This window comes from Fervidicoccus sp. SLHALR4 (assembly GCF_058692745.1).
This window is the reverse complement of the sequence record NZ_CP182483.1, coordinates 194,599-211,686: the sequence shown is the minus strand read 5'-3', so window position 1 is coordinate 211,686 and position 17,088 is coordinate 194,599. Positions and strand designations below refer to the sequence as shown.

The window sequence follows — 17,088 nt, the reverse complement described above, 5'->3', positions numbered from 1 at the left end:
TTCCAGCGTTTGAGAGAACCTTTTTCTCGGTTCCTTCGGAAAAAATTTTCAGAGCTGAAGCTACAGCTCATTCATGCAGAGTTGTTTTTGAATTTAGAGATGAACTCTTCGCTGATCTTCTTCGCTATTGCCTCCACGGTCTCCTGGTCGAAGTCCAGCGTTGGCTGCTTGGCTATGCCAAGCTCCGATACCGTCACTTCATATGTCGGCACTACCCCGTTCTTCCTGAGCACGTTGGATGCGCATTTGAGAGGGCAGCCGTTTATTGCTATGACCGCTTTCGCATCGCGGAATATTTTGAGATGAAGCTGCGAGCCGGCTCCTACGGCTGAAAGGCAGCACATCCTCACAAGCTGCGGGTACCTATTCGTGAGGATACGGGCCACCTCATTCCCTATCTGCCCTGTACTGGAAGCGCCGTCGCACGCTGCGACTATTATGAGGTTGGGGGCATAAGTGCTGCAGTGCGGTAGCAGTGTGAATTTTTTCTCGCTCATGAATCTCACCAATGCTATTTTTTATTGCCTTGCTGTGCATGCTGGAGGCCTCGCTTCTCGTCGGAAGGAGAAGACGGGAAATACTTCTTCACCCACCCCTCCATGTGCAGGTAGAGGATGGCCAGCACCGGCTGAATAGCTGGGACGAGCGCGGGGGAAAGCGCAGCCATGCCTCCGCTCATGCTGGTTGTAGCTATCGCTGCAGCTACGCTCGCATTTTTCGTTATCGTCAGGAAGGCTACAGTCTGATGGTCTGCATAGGATAAGCGCAGCAACCTGTCCAGCAGAAGCAGGGCTCCTATGGTGATCAGCGTAAGGATGGTCTGGTACAACAAAATCGAACCGGCTATCCACGGCTCTTTTATGAGAACCGTTGTCTTTCTAGCTAACAGGAAGAAGATGAGGGCGAGCATGCTCAGCATCGTTGTTGTGGAGAGATACGGCTTGAGGGTTTTATCTACATAGCTTGTGGACTTCTTCTTCGAAGCATAGTACCTTATGAGCTGGCCGACTATGAGGGGGAGAACCAAGACTATGGCGAGAGATTCTACGATAGTAGCGAGGGGTATCTCCATCTTTATCGCTGAGCTGTAGAGCGCCATGTATGCAGGGGTAACCGCAAGGGTGAGAAAAGTGAGGATCATCACGAGCATTACGGCAAGCTCCATGTTCCCCGATGCGAGCATCACGTAGCCGAGGCTGCCCGAAGAACCGGGGACCGTGTTGACCAGGAAGAATCCGAGCCCAACAAGTTTGTTGCTGAATATGTAGGAAAAAGCCCAAGCAAGCAGAGGGGAAAGTATGTATGCAGATGCCAGAGTCATCAGGATCCCCCTCATCCAAACCTTGAACTTGTTGAAGCTCCTTGCAACCTCGATCAGCTCTCCCCCCTTCATCGTAACGGCTGAGGGCAGGATGGTCATTATTGCCAGAACTTCCACTAGATCGGAATAAATCTGGTTGCTCATGCTCGAGAACAGCTTGAACTTCTCCCCCGCCAGAACAGCAATCAGGATCGATGCGATCGTGTAGAGGATGAGATACTTCCTCAAATGCTCGCTCAGAGCGTTCGCCGAAGTCATCCAGTCCGCCTTGCACAGCAAGCTGATCCCCCTTTACTTCAGAGTACTTTTATACTTTTTGGTCAGTCAATCTAATCAGTCAATTTGACCAATTAGTAAAGATTTATAATTCTCCTCGCTGAATGCAATGATGGTGGAAGAGTTGGAAAGGAGCAGAGATGCTGAGGAGAGGATAATAGAGGCTGCCGCCAGGGTCTTCGCGAGGTACGGTTACTTCAACGCTCCTGTTCAGCTCATAGCACAAGAGGCAGGGGTCTCCAAAGGCCTCGTCTTCTGGCACTTCAGGACAAAGGAGGAGCTCGTGGTCAGGGTAGCAGAAAGAGCCCTCCCCTCGGATGTTATAAGGAAGTGCGTCGATTCAGGCTTGAGGGGAAAGGAGCTGCTCTATTGCATCGGGAAGAGCTACCTGAAGAAGTACGAGGATGAAGTGAACAGGCTTCTATTCATCAACACGCTTGCCCTCTCTAACGTCAACGAGAAGATGAAGGAGGAGCTGAGAGGCATATGCAGCGGGCTTCTGGAGAGAGCTGCAGAGAAGGTGTATGGGGATGCGGGGAAGGAGAGCGTGACCAGGATCAGGTCGTTCTTCGGAGGGCTCATGTGCTACACGCTCAACCCTCCAGCGAACATCTCGAGAAAGGAGTACCTGGAAAACCTGATCAATCTGGTTTCCCCTCCTGCGCAAAAGGGAGAAGAATCTTCGCGGAAGGAGTGATCAGAGCAGAAGCTCCGCGGTAGCTTGAGGAAAAGCCGTTGAAGATGAAAATCTCGATGAGCCCTGGAGAGGAACAGATTTATACGTCCATCATCCCACCTCTATTCTTGGTGCTGGGGCTGTGAAGCAGCGCTATCTGAAGGAAGCCATCCAGGAGGTTGAGGCATCGGGGCTGTGCTCATCTTTTCCCGAGCTGCTCGATGCGGAGAAGGTCTTGAACCTCCCGGGAGAGGAATTCGAAGAGTTCTCCAGGCTGATGAGGTCCGTTCTGGAGCCTACTCGCCTGAAGATCCTCTACCTCCTCCGCCAGACCTCACTGCCGACATGCGTAATAGCTCACCTCCTTGATCAGGACAGAACGCTGATTTCCCACCACCTGGCCAGGCTGGTGGAGCTCAACCTGGTGGAAGTGAAGAGGGTGAGAAGATTCAGCGTATACAGCCTAACCGAGAGGGGATCTGCTCTGCTGGACGGGATCCTTGAGCTGCTCAGCGACCTCTCTGGGATCAGCCCGCCCGAGCGCTAGCTTTTTCTCGAAGCATCGGGAAGGGATCGAGGTGCTTGAGGAGGATCGAACAGCTTCGAGCTCGAGAAATCATTCTGCAGCTTTCATTTCTGCTTTTCTCTGTGCAGGATGAGGTGCAAGCGGAAAAATCGTTTGAGTGGAAAACTGTTCTGAGAGATCATTCGCCGAAGTACCTGATCGCTCCCGATGGGCAGACCTTCTGGCATCCCCTGCAGAGCTCGACGCAGTTCTCAGGATGAGCGACCCTCGGCTTCCCGTCTTCCCCAGGTTTATAAACGCCGTGGGGGCAGAAGTTCAAGCACGTCAGGCATCCTGTGCACAGATCGTAGTCTATTATTGGGTACCAGTTCTTCGCCAAAGCTTTCCCCTCAGTCCGCCAGCGTCTTCTCTATCTCCCTCGCCGCCTCCTCGGTCGTCATGTTCCTTATCTCGACCGGCTTGAACTTGGACTCGTCGAACCCCGTTTCCTTGAACACCCACTTGAACATCTTCATCTGCATGTCAGGAGCGCAGCCGGCCACCACCAACTTATCGATCCCGTTCTTCCCCGAGAGGAGAACCCTCCAGAAGTTGTCGCCGTCGCTGGCGCAGAGCTGGGGGTGTATTGCTGCGAAGTCCACCTTCTTCTCCCGCCTGAACTTGTTCACCAGCTCAAACACATTTATCTTCGAAAACGAGGGGCAGGTTCCCTGGCAGACGCAGACTATCAGCCCTTTCATATGAACCACCATTCATATGAATGAAAATTCACAAATTAATAAAAATTACAGCTGAATGCCCCGTCTTTACTGCAGGGAAGAGGGTACAGCATTCTGAAGGTGGCCTGAGCTTGAGCAGGAGCCTCAAAATTCCCTGCACAGCTGCTTCATAGGATCCTCCTCGATAGGATAGAGGACGCCCTCGAATCCAAGAGGTGCAACTGCATAGCTCTGAGCGGCGGCATCGATACGAGCCTCGTTGCCTACGTTTCAAAAGTCCTCCTCGGCACAGAACTCAAGGGCTTCCTGACGTACTACAGAGGGGGCCTTCCGAGGGACATGATGTACTCGATGCGCCTCTCCAAGCTCTTGAACATGGAGCTCGAGACGGTGGCGATCGATGATGACTATATGTGCAGAAAGATCCCGCTGATAAAGCAGATGGCCGAGAGGGGAGGGCACGACGACTTCATAGAGTACAGGAACGATGCCGTTTTCCTCGCATCGATCGAAGCAGCAAAGGAGCGCGGTTGCAAATGCATATACACGGGCTCCGGAGGCGACGAAGTGTTTGCAGGATATTCCTTCATGTACAAAGAGCTCACTTCGGAGGAAATAGATGAGAAGACGAAGAAATGGGGCCTTCAAGGGAGGTACCCGGAGTTCGAGATCGCGAGAGCTCTGGGCATTGAAGCATACAGTCCATATTTAGACAGAAAAGTTCTCGAGGTTGCTCTAGAGATTCCCGTTGACTGCTTGAGGATGCAGACATTAGAGGGAAAGACGATTCTGAGGGAGATCTTAAAGGATCTCGGCCTGGAATTCATAGCCTCCAGGGTCAAGACTCCAGCTGAGGCCGGTGCAGGAACAGATGGCCTCGGATCAGAAGACTTCGAGAAGCTCCTCCAGAGATGCGCTTGAAGCTCCTTTTTTAAAGCATTGAACAAGAGCTCTCATTTTTCCGAGGAGCGCGCGGGCTTTTCTCCTGAAGAGCCGAGATCTTCTGCTGTTCTCTTGAAAAAACCCCTCGATGCAGGTCAAGAGCTCTTAACAGATGCTGTGGAATAGCTGAAGCCTCAATGTATATTTGGGAGCACAGAGAGAAGCTCTGTTGGTTTGCTGAGATCCTGGTAAGGAGATCGTGGATGAGGAAGTCAGCTTGATAGAGAGGGCTGCGGGAGCGAGAGATCACTGAGAGAGCAGCGTGGCACGAAATGGTGCGCAAGGCTTTTGAAGGGACAGAGCATATCTGCAGACTTGAATGAGCTTTGGAGAGTGGGCGGAGCTGGCTAAACCTCTAGCCTCAGTTGTCTGGCTTAATTACAACAGCATGGGCATCATCGATACTGCTCTGGAGAGCCTACAGGGAGTCTACGACTTGGATTACCCGGAGCTGGAGCTGATAATAGTCGATAACGGCTCCAATGATGGAAGCTTTGAATTTGTGAAGGAGTTCGCTGAAAGGAAGAAGCCCGGCAATGTGAGGCTCAAGATTGTGAAGCTTGAAAGGAACTTGGGATTCGCGGGGGGAGTAAACCGAGGCTACTCAGCGAGAGATAAGGGATCTCAGTACCTCGTCCTCCTGAACAACGATGCAGTCCCTTTCCCGCAGAGCCTCAGCAGCATGGTGGAAGTCCTTGAAACCCACGAATCCCTCGGTGGAATTCAGGGGGTTGTAGTGAAATACGATTCCCCAAACAGGATCGATACTGCTGGAGACTTCATCAGCGAAATCATCACACCGCATATAGCCTTTCGCGACATGGACTCCTCCTCCGTCAAGAATGCCTTCTTCGTAACATACCCGGATGGGGCGTACTCCGTATACAAGATCAGAGCTCTTGAAAGAGCTCTCGGAAGGAGCGACAGGCTATTCTACGATTTCACTTATGCTTATTTGGATGACGTTTACTTGGGACTGAAGCTGTGGAACGCGGGATTTCGCTCAGCATCGATCCCCCTGCTCACAGCGAAGCATGCGAGATCAGCCACCTTCGGGAAGATCAAACCTGTTCAGCTTTATTTAAATATAAGATTTAGAATGGCTCTGAACGAGATGGCAAACAGCAGGTGGAGGGGGCTCATAATTGCCCACCAGCTGAGCAGGGTTCTTCTGAGGGTGCCAAGCAACATGAAGTCTATTGCATTCTCTGCCGTGAGGATGGGGATGAGGATGGGGAGGTTCTTGAAAGCAATGGGAGAGGGCATAGACCTATACAAAGCTCCTATAATTGAGCTGGACGTTGGGGATGCGATTGTGAGTTTGCTGTATGGGAGACGCTTCGAAAGGCTGACCACCAATCTGGTGATCAAGCTTGCAGAAGAGCGCTTCCGCTTTGACTTTTAGCTTATTCTCGCGGAGCCTCTTTCTGAATCGATAGGGTTTTCCCTAGTGCTCGGATTCTCCTATGGAAACTTCGTAGAGGGTGAAATCCGGAGATCTGAATAGCTCGGCGATCCTCAGATCCTCAATCTTGAACCAGGTATTCCAGCTCTCCGCTGAACTGGAAGGCTCAGTGCTGTTCATGATCTTATTCAGCTCATCTGTGAGGTTGTGAGCCGTCGCAACGTAGAGCAGCTTAGACCCGGTGGCGTTCATCAGATATACAGCTTCTTGGAGGCTCGGCATTCCGCTCAGTATAGCGACTTGCGTGAAGTTCCTTATGTACAGGTGCATCATCGGGTATATCGAGAGCGGCATCAGTATCTCTGCAGGCTTCTCCTTGATTGCCCCCGCAGCATATTCATAAACAGTCAAGTTGCTCACAGCTGGGGCCATCCTCCACGGGTATCCCCACGACGTCCAGTCCGGAGAAGCTCCGTTCCACAACTCGAAGTTCTGAGATCCATTGCTCGTGAAGACATAGGCTGTTCCGGCTAGCACGATAAGTATAGCGAAGACCGCGAGAAGGCCCTTTGATCTGCTGAACAGGCCGGATACTGCGTAGGGGGTGAGGAGGGTCATCAGGGTGAGGAGCCACCTGTAGGGGGTGATAGATACGGTGAACAGGGTGTAGGAAAGGGAAAAAGCGAGGGAGATGGCAAGCGCAACCTTGATGGAAGGATCGCTCTTCCTCAGAGCAGGGAGGGCGGGGAGGAATGGAATGAGCATGAGCATGGAGATGACGGTGAACTTAAGACCCGTGTTGAACCTTCCGCCTCCAGCCACCGAGAGCCCCTCGCTGGAAAACGATGCTGCAGGTCTGGAAGGATAGCCTGCGTAGAATAGGAGGAGGATGGATGACAATGAAAGGGGGATCAAATATGCGAGCCTGTGCAGACCTTTAGATCGGGCCGCCTCGACGAGGGATATAGCAATTGCCGCGAAGCAGGAAAGCTCATAGCTCATGGCCATGAGCACAAGCACGGAAACCTCAAGCGCAGTGCTGTGGGATGGCTTAGAAGCCTTTATGTAGAAGTATAGCATCAGCAGGGCAACTCCAAGGATGTGCCTCTGCCACTGCTCGGTCTGGCCTAGGATCCACGGATTGAATGCGATAGCAACTGCAGAGAGGAGGGAAGCGGCCCTTGATCCAGTTAGCCTGTATGCTATCATCGCGGAGAGGAGGGAGAGGAGCCCTGCCATGATTGGTGGGTAAAGCTTGTAGAACAATATGGGGCTCAAGCCCGTCCATGCTGTGAAACCGGAGATATAAGTTAAAAGAGGGGGGAGGTTCCTGAAGCTGCCCAGCCAAGGATATGCCGTTGCAATTTTTGGGCTCGATGCGAAGTCCAGAGCGTTTGAGATGTACTCTATGGTGTCCCAACCGATAGGGAGAGCGGTTCTGAGCTCGGGATAGAGCCTCACGAGAAAGCCCACAGCGAAGGCCGAGGCCCCAACCCATTCAACCTTGAACTTCTCCTGGAGACCCCTCAAGAATGCTTCCAGGTCCTCTGCAGTCAGCCTCCTGCTGAAAACAGCGTGCTCATTGAATATTGTGCTTACGGAAGAGGAGACGGAAATGAGCAGGTTTCCGATGATGATGAGCTGAGCGAGCCTGAACGATGTCAGATCTATTATGCCTCCCCCAATCAGCTTTGCATAGAAGCTCGTTTCGATGAGCGTGTAAATTGAGGAGCACAGCCTTCCAAGCACTGCTGAGAACAGCCCAATCCATGCCAGCAGGTAGCTCGAGAGGATGTAGCGGGTTCTGCAGCGCTTTATCTCGAGGAGGGCGACCAGGATGGATGAAGAAAAGAGCATCCAGAAGTCGTAGTCGACTGCTTCGAGCCACGGCTGGGAAAAAGTTGCATATCTTTGGGAAGCGGCCCACATTATGAGGACGAAAGCTGCGATCGAGATGATGCCTATGAATGCTCTGAACCTGAACAGCATAGAGAGCAGAGGGCTTTCCAAGGAATTTCCGCCTTCGCCTTCCCCGCAGCGCTGGCTCATTCACAGTCCCAGATTTTCGTAAGAGTTCTAATGGTTTTATAACCTGTCTAGCCCATCGGGCTTTCAAAGCCTTCGATACAGCAGGCTTCGAAACGTTTAATACTGAAGCTTTCACAACTAGCTATGATTGACAGCAAAATCGGAAGAGAGCATCAATGGTGCTTAAGGGCCTGATCCTTGCAGGCGGGGAGGGGACCAGGCTCAGGCCCCTCACCCTCGTCATGCCGAAGCAGCTTATACCGCTGCTGGGAAAGGCAATAATAGAGTACCCGATACAGCACCTCGTCGAGGCTGGGTCGAGGGAGATAGGGATAGTCATAGGGTACCTCGGCCACATAGTTGAGGATTTCCTCGGTGACGGCTCAAGGTATGGAGCAAGCTTCACATACATCGAACAGCTCAAGAGGCTCGGGATAGCCCACGCGATCCACTTAGCAATCGAGCACGGGTTCATCAACGACTCGTTCATAACCTACCTTGGGGACAACATCCTCGCCCAGGGGATCTCCAAGTATGCAAAGAGGTTCGAGGAGGAGGAGCCGGATGCCTATGTCCTTCTCAGCAGGGTGAGAGATCCCAGCAGGTTCGGAGTGGCCCTCATCGAAGGGGGGAAGATAGTAAAGCTGATAGAGAAGCCCAAGGAGTTTGTTTCTGACAAGGTTGTTGTAGGTATATACATGTTCAGAGACCCCGACCTCGTCGAGAAGGCATTCAAAGATCTTAAGCCTTCATGGAGGGGGGAGTACGAGATTACAGAGCTCATCCAGTGGTTCATCGACAGGGGGCACAGGGTTCTCTACGATTCAGTGGATGGGTGGTGGAAGGACGTGGGGACTCCCGAGAGCCTGCTCGAGGCCCTCTACCTCCTGCTCGACTCCATAGGATCGAGGATAGAAGGGGACCTGAAGGGGGATGTGGTAGGGAGGGCGATAGTTGAGAAGGGAGCTGTAGTCGAGGGGAAGGTCTACGGCCCAGCCTACATAGGGAAGGGGTCTTTCGTAGCGAGCAGGGCAGTCGTCGAGCAGTACGTTTCCCTGGAAGGCGGCGCGAGGATCCTCTCCGGGTCCGTCTCGAGATCCCTGGTCATGGACCAGAGCATTCTTGATCTGAACGGGCTGAGGCTGGTGGACAGCGTAGTCGGGAGGAGCAGCAGTGTCAGGTGCTCGAGGGAGCTCCGCGGCGAAGTGAGGCTCTCCATCTCCGACTACAGCAGGGTTGAGATATAGATTCCGGGTGGTGCATTCATGAGGATCGCAGTACTTGGAGGAGCGGGATTCATAGGGAGCAACTTTGTTCGGCACATCCTCGGAAGGATGGGGGGCAGGGCCGAAGTCCTCGTCTACGACAAGCTGACATATGCGGGGAGGCTCGAGAACCTCAGCGATGTCATCGAGAGGATAGAGTTCGTTAGGGGGGACATAGCGAACGGGGAGCTCCTCGCCCACGTTCTCAAGGAGTTCAAGCCTGATGCGGTTGTGAACTTCGCAGCAGAGACGCACGTGGACAGGTCCATAAACGAGCCGTCTTCCTTCATAAGGACAAACATATTCGGTGTCTTCACAGTTTTGGAAGTCGTGAAGGAAGTGGGGATCCAGGTCTTCGTGCACATATCCACGGATGAGGTCTACGGAGACCTTGCTGGAACAGATGAGGCAGCAGATGAGTCCTGGCCTTTGAACCCATCGAGCCCCTACTCAGCTTCTAAGGCCTCGGGAGACATGCTCATCAAGGCCTACGGAAGGACCTACGGCCTTCCATACAGGATAGTGAGGCCATGCAACAACTACGGCCCCTACGAGCACCCGGAGAAGCTCATACCGAGGACCATTGCGAGGCTGATGCACGGGAAGAAAGCTACTATCTACGGGGACGGGAAGCAGGTTAGGGACTGGCTTTATGTTGGGGACTTCGCTGAGGCCCTCGCGAGCATAATTGAGAAGGGAAAGGACGGCGAGGTCTACAACGTATGCGCCCAGCATTTCGCAACAGTTGGGCAGATCGTGGAGAGCGTAGTGAGGCTGATGGGGAGGGATCCGGGATCGGAAATGCTCTACGTAAGGGGAAGGCCGGGGGAGGACAGGAGGTATGCGATGAGGTGTGATAAGGTAAGGGAGCTCGGGTGGAAACCTTCATTGAGCCTCGAGGAGGGGCTGAGGAAGACCGTGCAGTGGTATCTTAGCAACGAGCAGTGGTGGAAGCCTCTCGTCGACAGGACATACATACTGGAGGACGAGCCCTGGAGGGCGGAGAGAAGGTGAGGATCCTCGTAACCGGGGGAACGGGGCTCCTCGGGTGGTGGGCTTCTAAAGTCCTCTCGGAAAGAGGCTACGAGGTAATTGCAACATTCAACAGGCAGAAGCCCCCCTCTCTCGAAGGAGCATCGTGGGTGAAGATGAGCCTCGAGGAGCCAGGAGGAGTTAACGAAGTTTTCGATGAAGTTAAGCCTGATGCCGTGATTCACTCTGCTGCTTTTACAGACGTCGATGGCTGCGAGCTGAACAGGGATGCTGCATATAAGGTGAACTACCTCGGTGCGAGGGCCGTTGCCGAGGCTTCAGCTTCGAGGGGGATCTTCTTGGTATACATATCCACGGACTACGTCTTCGATGGGGGGAAAGGGATGTACAGCGAAGATGACATACCTGCTCCGATAAACTACTACGGCCTCTCAAAGCTCCTCGGGGAAGCAGCTATCGATGCCTTAATGAAGGGGAAGAGCAGTATTGTGAGGGTGAGCGGCCTCTACGGCTACAGCCCGAGCGGGAAGAAGAACTTCGGGGTCAGAGCTCTAGAAAGCCTTATGGAGGGGAGGGAGGTCCAGGCGTTCTCCGATCAGCACCTCTCCCCAACATATGTGCCGGAGCTGGCGAATCTCCTCTCTGTGCTGATCGAGGAGAAGATCTCTGGGATCCTCCACATAGCTGGTGAGAGGCTTTCTAGGTACCAGTTCGCTCTCCTCCTCGCAAAGAAGCTTGGGGCGAAGGAGGATCTCGTAAAGCCCTCTTCCCTCGAAAGGGCCGGGCTCAAAGCTAAGAGGCCGAGGGACTCCAGCCTCGACTCTTCGAAGGCAAAGAGCCTCGGTCTCTCTCTTCCCAGAACGGAGAGGAGCATAGAAGACTTCATAAGGACATATGAAGATTTGAAGAAGATGTACGGGTAGGCGGTCCCCATGCCCTTCGAATCGTTTGCGAGGCTCGAGATACCGGATGTCGTGCTCATAAAGTACAGGATCTTCGAGGATCTTCGAGGGTTCTTCGCTGAGCTCTACAAGAGGACGGACTTCCTCTCCGAAGGGATCCCATACGACTTCGTCCAGGCAAATCTCAGCTTCTCGAGGAGGGGGGTTGTGAGGGGGCTCCACTACCAGCTCAGGCCAATGGAGCAGGGGAAGCTCGTTTTCGCGATCAGGGGGAAGGTTCTCGATGTTGCAGTTGATATAAGGAAGGGTTCCCCGTGGTTCGGAAGGTTTGCATCCGCAGTTCTGGAGCCAGGCCTAGCCCTCTGGATACCCCCCGGCTTCGCCCACGGCTTCCAGGCGATCGAGGATGCATACTTCCTGTACCTCGTGACGAAGGAGTACAGCGCGCAGCATGAGAGGTGCATAGCCTGGAGCGACCCTGAGATAGGGATCCCCTGGCCCATCAAGGAGAACGTAATCCTGAGCGATAAGGACAGGAAGTGCCCGCCTCTCAGGCAGGCCGAAACGAACTTCTCCTATCAATAGGTTCTCAAAAGAATGTGCTTTCGGTACAGCTATGCACTCAGCTTTCAGCCAAGCTTTTTTGGAAAGCTAGTAGGGATCCCCGGAAAGAATGAAAAGCTGCTTTTTCGATCCAGATGACTTATTCTGCACATGATCCAACGAGCAGGAAGCACATGGCTATAGCTTTCGAGTAAAAAAGGGACACCGCTGTTGCACTGGAAAACCATCTGCAAAATATATATAGCAAGGCGGCAAACGGATCTTTAGGATGAGGCCTCCATGACCTTCCTTTCGGAAGCAGCCGCAAGGCTGGTGGGAAAAGCTGAGGAGAAGCTCTCTCAGAGGGCGAGGGAGCTCCTCGCGAGGATTTTGCTCCCAGACGAGATAACTGGGGCTGTTGCAGAGAGGTACGTCAAGAAGGCCCTCAGGACGGGGGCATGGAGGGACCTCAGGCCTGAGAGCAGGGCCCTCCTCATGGTCTCGAGGGCCTGGAAGGTCATAAGATCCAAGTTCATGAAGGGGATACTGTTCAGTCTCTTCCTGGAGATAGAGCTCCACACGCTCAGAGGGAGGGCCCTGTTCTACGGGATATTCATATCTCTCAAGAGGGGCATGGGCACGCTTGGAAGAGCTCTCGAAAGCATGGAGAGGCTCCTGGCGATCGGGATATTCTACCTGAACAACCCACCGATGTACAGGGCATATGGGTAGGCTACTCTGGACGCAACTGGGAATAGAACAGTAGCAGGATCCAGGTTGAGATAGGCGGTATAGAATGTTATGTTACCTGGAGTAGCGGATTATATGCTGTTTATTCTGAGTAAAGCAATAGCTATTGAGGAAAAACTGCCAAAGCGGGAGAGAGCTTAGGAACATATGAACCTGGAGCCCACGCTACTCGATACTGTTGCTTTAATACTCGCGCTAGTTCACTTCACGGTTCCGCTGGGATACTATTTCTACCTGAGGAAGAAGTACCTGGATAGGCCTTGGGGTTTAAGCACTGACCAGAACTTCCAGCCGAAGGTCACAATCATAGTTCCAACATTCAACGAAGCTAGGTTAATCAAGGATAAGCTAGACAACATATACGGGCAGGACTATCCGAAAGGTAGGCTGGAGATCATAGTCATTGACTCAGCGAGCACCGATGAAACACCTGGTAAAGTGAGGGAGTGGATGAAGGAACATCCAGAACTCAACATCAGGCTCATTGAGGAACCTGTGAGAAGAGGTATGGTTCCAGCGCTAAACTACGCATTGAAGCATGTCTCAACTAACTCTGAACTCGTGATATTCACGGATGTTGACGCTTTCTGGGAGCAGGACACATTGAAGAGAGCTGTCAGCTACTTCTCGGATCCATCTGTGGGAGCAGTAACAACATGCATAGCACCTCTGCAGAAGGATACTATTGAGAAAACATACAGGAATTACTACAATGTTGTCCGGGTGGCAGAGTCGAAAATTCATAGCACACCAATACACAATGGAGTGTTCATAGCCTACCGCAAAGAGCTTCTCAATAAGATAGGTAGCTTACCAACATATACAGGTAACAATGACTCTACGCCCGCATCGCTCATAGCATTCATGGGCTACAGAGCCATACAGGCAGATGATACAATCGCTAGAGAGCCTACCAGAAAAGGAGAAGTTATGAGGAAGATACGGAGGGCACAGCATCTAGTCCTGCACTTCATGAATACGAGACGCTATGCGAAGAAGCTGGGTATATATAGGAAGACACCCTTCGATAAGATATGGAATATTGAGGCATATATGCACCTAGTAAACCCCTGGCTTATGCTGATAGCAATAGGACTCTTCATAGCATCAGCTCTATCAAGCAACTTGCTGGCAATATTGATATTGTTGGTTGGGATGATATCGCTCTTATTTAAGGCGTTCAGAACCTGGATGATAAGCCAGCTATGGCTGTGGATAGCAATGTTCAGATGTAAAAAAACAAAGGATATCATGTGGAGTAAGTAAATGGACATAGCAGTAGTCCACAACCTAGCTGAGCACCCTGGTGGGGGGGATCTAGTTGCACTGAATATCATTGAGGCTCTTCTCGAGAGGGGACACACCGTAAGCCTATACACATCCCATCCTGAGAGTATGCGCAGAGTTGCACTGTACTTCGGAAGGAGCCCTGAATCGTTCGATGAGCCCAGGATTAAAAAAATCGAAGTTCCAAAAGCGATCAGGCATCCTTACAACATCTACATTATGGCCAAGAAGGCGTTTATCGAGCTGAAACAGCACGACCTGACGATATTCTTCGACGACATACCGAAGCCAGCTCGAGAGCTGAAGAAGATCCTAGTCTACGTACATTATCCGCATGCGGCGAGAATACTGTTGAACCAGTTGGTTCCCTACCATTACAGAGACATGCTTAGGGGCAAAATCGTATGGAAGCTACATTCGGTATTGTTCAAACGATTCTTCCTTACAAACTGGGGAGTTGAAAACATCTATGTAGTAACCAACTCGACGCTGACATACGATCACGTATCCAAAGCATTGAGACCACGACACCTAGCTAAGATCTATCCGCCAGTACAAGTTAAACAGATAATGAAATACACCCATAGTTTCGGCGGAAGCAAGGAGGACTTGGTTGTGTATGTGGGGAGGATCCAGCCAGAGAAGGGTATAGACGATGTAATTAAAGCAGCGACGTTACTGAAGAAGAAAAAAAATATTAGAGTCAAGCTAATGGGCTTCGGCTACGACGACAGATATCTTGAGTGCTTGAGGAGACTGGTGAAGAAGCTAGGGTTGCAGGGGCAAGTTGAGATAAGGGTAAACGCTGCAAGAAGAGAGATATTCGAAAGCCTAGTGAAAGCTAATGTGATAGTGCACCCAGCGTACTACGAACCTTTCGGAATAGCTGTGACCGAGGGAATGGCTGCAGGTTGCATACCGGTAGTGAGAAAAGGGTTCAACGGGCCATGGATAGACATATTAGAACAGGGAAAATATGGCCTTGGGTTCGAAGAACCTGAAGAGCTTGCACAAGCTATTGACTCGATCCTCTCGGGTCGCCATTCCATTAGTGTTGCTGAAGTCGCAAAGAGAGCTTTGATGTTTGACGAAGAGATATTTAAGAAAAGATTCATTGCATATATAGAGCGGCTTTGAATAGGTTAACAATATGCGCATAACCATCGTCTGTACATACTATCCTTTCCCACCATCTATAGGAGGCGTCGAGACGATCGTTAGAAACGTTGCTAGAGAATTAGCTAGGAGGGGTCACGAAGTCCATGTGGTTACGTCGAACCTTGACGTCACGACCCAAAGGCCTATAACCGATATCGGAGTTGAGGATAGGGAGAGGGTCGTGATCCACAAACTTAAGCCCAGTGGTTTCAAAATAGGTTATGCACGTACTTTAGATGGGTTGAGGGAGACCATAGCTGAGATAAAGCCCGAAATAGTATATGCGCATAACCTCCATCCACATCTTTTTCAGCTGGCTAGGTGGAAGAAAGATGTTGGCTATATGTTGGTAGCAGAGTTACATTACCCGGAGATAGAGCTCGATTTTATCATACAAAAACTCATGATGAAACCAGTTATGTATGCACTAAAGATAATCTCTAGTAACATAGACTTATTCGTAGCACATACTAAGTTGGAAAAGCTATGGCTCAAGAGATATGGTATAGATGAAGCTAAAGTAAGAATAGTCTTCACACCCCACATACCTAATGAATTAGTTAGACAAGTTCCAAAGTTTAAATATAATGATACGGTGCTTTTTCTAGCTAGAATCACTCCTAGAAAGGGCGTTCATATGCTCGTAAGGGCTTTTCGCAAAATAGTAGATGTAATTCCTAACGCAAAGCTCTTGATAGCGGGACCTGAAGATCCTTTTTATGGAAAGTACATACGTGAGTTAGCGAGGAGCCTTGATCTGGAAAAGGTCGTGAGCTTTCTAGGGCCTGTAGATGAGACTAAGAAGATAGAATTGATGGCTTCAGCAACAGTGTTTAGTTTGCCAGCACTAGCTGACTATCATCCAATTGTACTCATCGAAGCACAAGCTCTGGGAACGCCTGTAGTATCAACGAAAGTTGGAGCCATACCTGAAATAGTCGTAGATGGCGAGACAGGGTTACTTGTAGAGCCAGGTAGCGTTGATCAGCTTGCAGAAGCCATGGAAACATTACTAACGAATGAAAGGCTTCGTGAGAGAATGTCCCAGAAGGCTAGGGAATGGGCTAAAAACTTTGTATTAGATAGAGTGATCACTGAGTTAGAGAGGATGTATAAATCGTTGGAGGTATGATAAAGTTGCGGAAGATAAAGATATCATATTTCCAATTAAACTGTTACAAAATTATTACAAATCAAGTGCGTGCTACTATTCACCTAACATTCGTGAGAGGATGCTCGGAGTTGGGTCGAAGGTTGGGAGTTGCATATACATAAACGACGTAGTTAGCGTACTCGGTAAAGGAGCTCGAAATTAAGTGAATGCATCTTGGATGGATGCCTCGCAGAGCTACTAGCCAAGTATAGGGCTTTCATCGATAAGTATTCTTGGAGCAGCTACACTTCGGGGTCAGTGGAGCAACTGGGCCAGCACTTAAAGCATTGAAAGATCAGAGAGAGTTAAAAACGTAGTCGGTTTGGGTTGCAACTAAAATATGGCTAAAAACTCTCATTCAGAACAGGGATTCGCCTGATCACCAAATCTATCTACTGTGGTGCGGTATGATTAGATCTCTATGGCGCTTTACGTTATTCAAACAGGCACATAGGTATTCGCTTTACAGATCTTTCTATATAGCAAGAATTATCGGTGTTATCATCCAGATCCTAAAGCCCCGGGTTGTTATAGACATAGGTGGCGGCAGAAGCTCCTGGCTTAGATTCGTAGGTGACCCCGAAAAAGTGGTTACTGTAGATATAGATTTAAAAGCATTAGAAAACTCGCTTGCAGCTCACAAAGTGCGAGCTGATGCGCAGTACCTACCATTCAGGAAAATAGAGGGCTCTCTGTCGATATCGATTTCAATACTTGAACACCTACCAAAGTTCGACAAGTGCTTGGAAGATATGATTCATGTTAGCGACTGGATTATGATCCAGTTACCAAACCTCAGAGGGTTCGTAGAGCCTCACACAGCAACGCCACTGCCATTCATGATTTCGAAAAATGTACTCAAAGCTATCACGCGGAAATATTTCCCCGGGCTGTACGTTAACTTCCTCTGCACGAAGAGCAATTTAATTGAGTTCTTAAAGCAGCGTAAAGGCATCTTCACTATCTTGGAGTGGGATTATGTCTACCCTTCGTATCTGTTCTACGGCGTGGTATCGAAGTTGTTTAGTTTTTCTCAGCTTTTACCTCATGGATATCTGTTGCTCATTGGTATTTCAAGACCTTCCAAGGGTATATTTCATTAGCAATTTCCTCAAGGCATGCGAATAGCAATTAAAGGTAAGTT

18 protein-coding genes are annotated in these 17,088 nt (G+C 50.6%); 13 read left to right on the top strand and 5 right to left on the bottom strand.

Features of this window, described 5'->3' with window-relative positions:
• Positions 1–71 precede the first annotated feature (71 nt).
• Entirely contained in the window at positions 72–497 is a 426-nt protein-coding gene (locus ACLGLO_RS01135) for a putative zinc-binding protein (RefSeq protein ID WP_492128580.1), read from the bottom strand.
• 14 nt (positions 498–511) lie between these two features.
• On the bottom strand, positions 512–1,600 hold the full coding sequence (locus ACLGLO_RS01130; RefSeq protein ID WP_492128579.1) for an arsenic resistance protein: 1,089 nt from the start codon (positions 1,598–1,600) through the stop codon (positions 512–514).
• 121 nt (positions 1,601–1,721) lie between these two features.
• Between ACLGLO_RS01130 and ACLGLO_RS01125 the strand changes: the two genes are divergently transcribed.
• Positions 1,722–2,294 (top strand): TetR/AcrR family transcriptional regulator, encoded by a 573-nt coding sequence (locus tag ACLGLO_RS01125; protein WP_492128578.1) that lies wholly within the window; start codon positions 1,722–1,724, stop codon positions 2,292–2,294.
• Positions 2,295–2,415: 121 nt separating this feature from the next.
• The gene (locus ACLGLO_RS01120) at positions 2,416–2,820 is read left to right on the top strand and encodes an ArsR/SmtB family transcription factor (RefSeq protein ID WP_492128577.1); all 405 of its coding nucleotides are present in this window, start codon (positions 2,416–2,418) and stop codon (positions 2,818–2,820) included.
• 157 nt (positions 2,821–2,977) lie between these two features.
• Here ACLGLO_RS01120 and ACLGLO_RS01115 read toward each other — a convergent pair whose 3' ends face one another.
• Positions 2,978–3,178 (bottom strand): 4Fe-4S dicluster domain-containing protein, encoded by a 201-nt coding sequence (locus tag ACLGLO_RS01115; RefSeq protein WP_492128576.1) that lies wholly within the window; start codon positions 3,176–3,178, stop codon positions 2,978–2,980.
• Between the two features lie 10 nt (positions 3,179–3,188).
• On the bottom strand, positions 3,189–3,539 hold the full coding sequence (locus tag ACLGLO_RS01110; protein ID WP_492129099.1) for a heterodisulfide reductase subunit A-like protein: 351 nt from the start codon (positions 3,537–3,539) through the stop codon (positions 3,189–3,191).
• A gap of 141 nt (positions 3,540–3,680) precedes the next feature.
• Between ACLGLO_RS01110 and ACLGLO_RS01105 the strand changes: the two genes are divergently transcribed.
• On the top strand, positions 3,681–4,439 hold the full coding sequence (locus ACLGLO_RS01105; RefSeq protein WP_492129098.1) for an asparagine synthase C-terminal domain-containing protein: 759 nt from the start codon (positions 3,681–3,683) through the stop codon (positions 4,437–4,439).
• Positions 4,440–4,779: 340 nt separating this feature from the next.
• Entirely contained in the window at positions 4,780–5,865 is a 1,086-nt protein-coding gene (locus ACLGLO_RS01100; protein ID WP_492128575.1) for a glycosyltransferase family 2 protein, read from the top strand.
• Between the two features lie 42 nt (positions 5,866–5,907).
• Here the strand turns inward: ACLGLO_RS01100 and ACLGLO_RS01095 are convergent, their stop codons facing one another.
• Positions 5,908–7,875 carry a hypothetical protein gene (locus ACLGLO_RS01095; protein ID WP_492128574.1) on the bottom strand — a complete coding sequence of 656 codons (1,968 nt, stop codon included), beginning with the start codon at positions 7,873–7,875 and terminating at the stop codon, positions 5,908–5,910.
• Between the two features lie 194 nt (positions 7,876–8,069).
• Between ACLGLO_RS01095 and ACLGLO_RS01090 the strand changes: the two genes are divergently transcribed.
• The 9 genes from ACLGLO_RS01090 (at position 8,070) to ACLGLO_RS01050 (ending at position 17,047) form a co-directional block, all read left to right on the top strand.
• Complete coding sequence (locus ACLGLO_RS01090) at positions 8,070–9,140, top strand: glucose-1-phosphate thymidylyltransferase (protein WP_492128573.1); 1,071 nt, start codon at positions 8,070–8,072, stop codon at positions 9,138–9,140.
• A gap of 18 nt (positions 9,141–9,158) precedes the next feature.
• On the top strand, positions 9,159–10,172 hold the full coding sequence (gene rfbB / locus ACLGLO_RS01085; protein WP_492128572.1) for a dTDP-glucose 4,6-dehydratase: 1,014 nt from the start codon (positions 9,159–9,161) through the stop codon (positions 10,170–10,172).
• On the top strand, positions 10,169–11,074 hold the full coding sequence (gene rfbD, locus ACLGLO_RS01080) for a dTDP-4-dehydrorhamnose reductase (RefSeq protein ID WP_492128571.1): 906 nt from the start codon (positions 10,169–10,171) through the stop codon (positions 11,072–11,074). The genes rfbB and rfbD overlap by 4 nt, the downstream gene beginning before the upstream one ends.
• 9 nt (positions 11,075–11,083) lie before the next feature.
• Complete coding sequence (gene rfbC, locus ACLGLO_RS01075) at positions 11,084–11,638, top strand: dTDP-4-dehydrorhamnose 3,5-epimerase (RefSeq protein ID WP_492128570.1); 555 nt, start codon at positions 11,084–11,086, stop codon at positions 11,636–11,638.
• A gap of 258 nt (positions 11,639–11,896) precedes the next feature.
• Positions 11,897–12,328 carry a hypothetical protein gene (locus ACLGLO_RS01070; protein WP_492128569.1) on the top strand — a complete coding sequence of 144 codons (432 nt, stop codon included), beginning with the start codon at positions 11,897–11,899 and terminating at the stop codon, positions 12,326–12,328.
• 165 nt (positions 12,329–12,493) lie between these two features.
• Positions 12,494–13,612 (top strand): glycosyltransferase, encoded by a 1,119-nt coding sequence (locus tag ACLGLO_RS01065; protein ID WP_492128568.1) that lies wholly within the window; start codon positions 12,494–12,496, stop codon positions 13,610–13,612.
• Positions 13,613–14,770, top strand: coding sequence for a glycosyltransferase (locus tag ACLGLO_RS01060; protein ID WP_492128567.1), 1,158 nt, complete (start codon positions 13,613–13,615; stop codon positions 14,768–14,770). It begins immediately after the preceding gene.
• Between the two features lie 13 nt (positions 14,771–14,783).
• Positions 14,784–15,923 carry a glycosyltransferase family 4 protein gene (locus ACLGLO_RS01055; protein ID WP_492128566.1) on the top strand — a complete coding sequence of 380 codons (1,140 nt, stop codon included), beginning with the start codon at positions 14,784–14,786 and terminating at the stop codon, positions 15,921–15,923.
• Between the two features lie 428 nt (positions 15,924–16,351).
• Complete coding sequence (locus ACLGLO_RS01050; RefSeq protein ID WP_492128565.1) at positions 16,352–17,047, top strand: class I SAM-dependent methyltransferase; 696 nt, start codon at positions 16,352–16,354, stop codon at positions 17,045–17,047.
• Positions 17,048–17,088 lie beyond the last annotated feature (41 nt).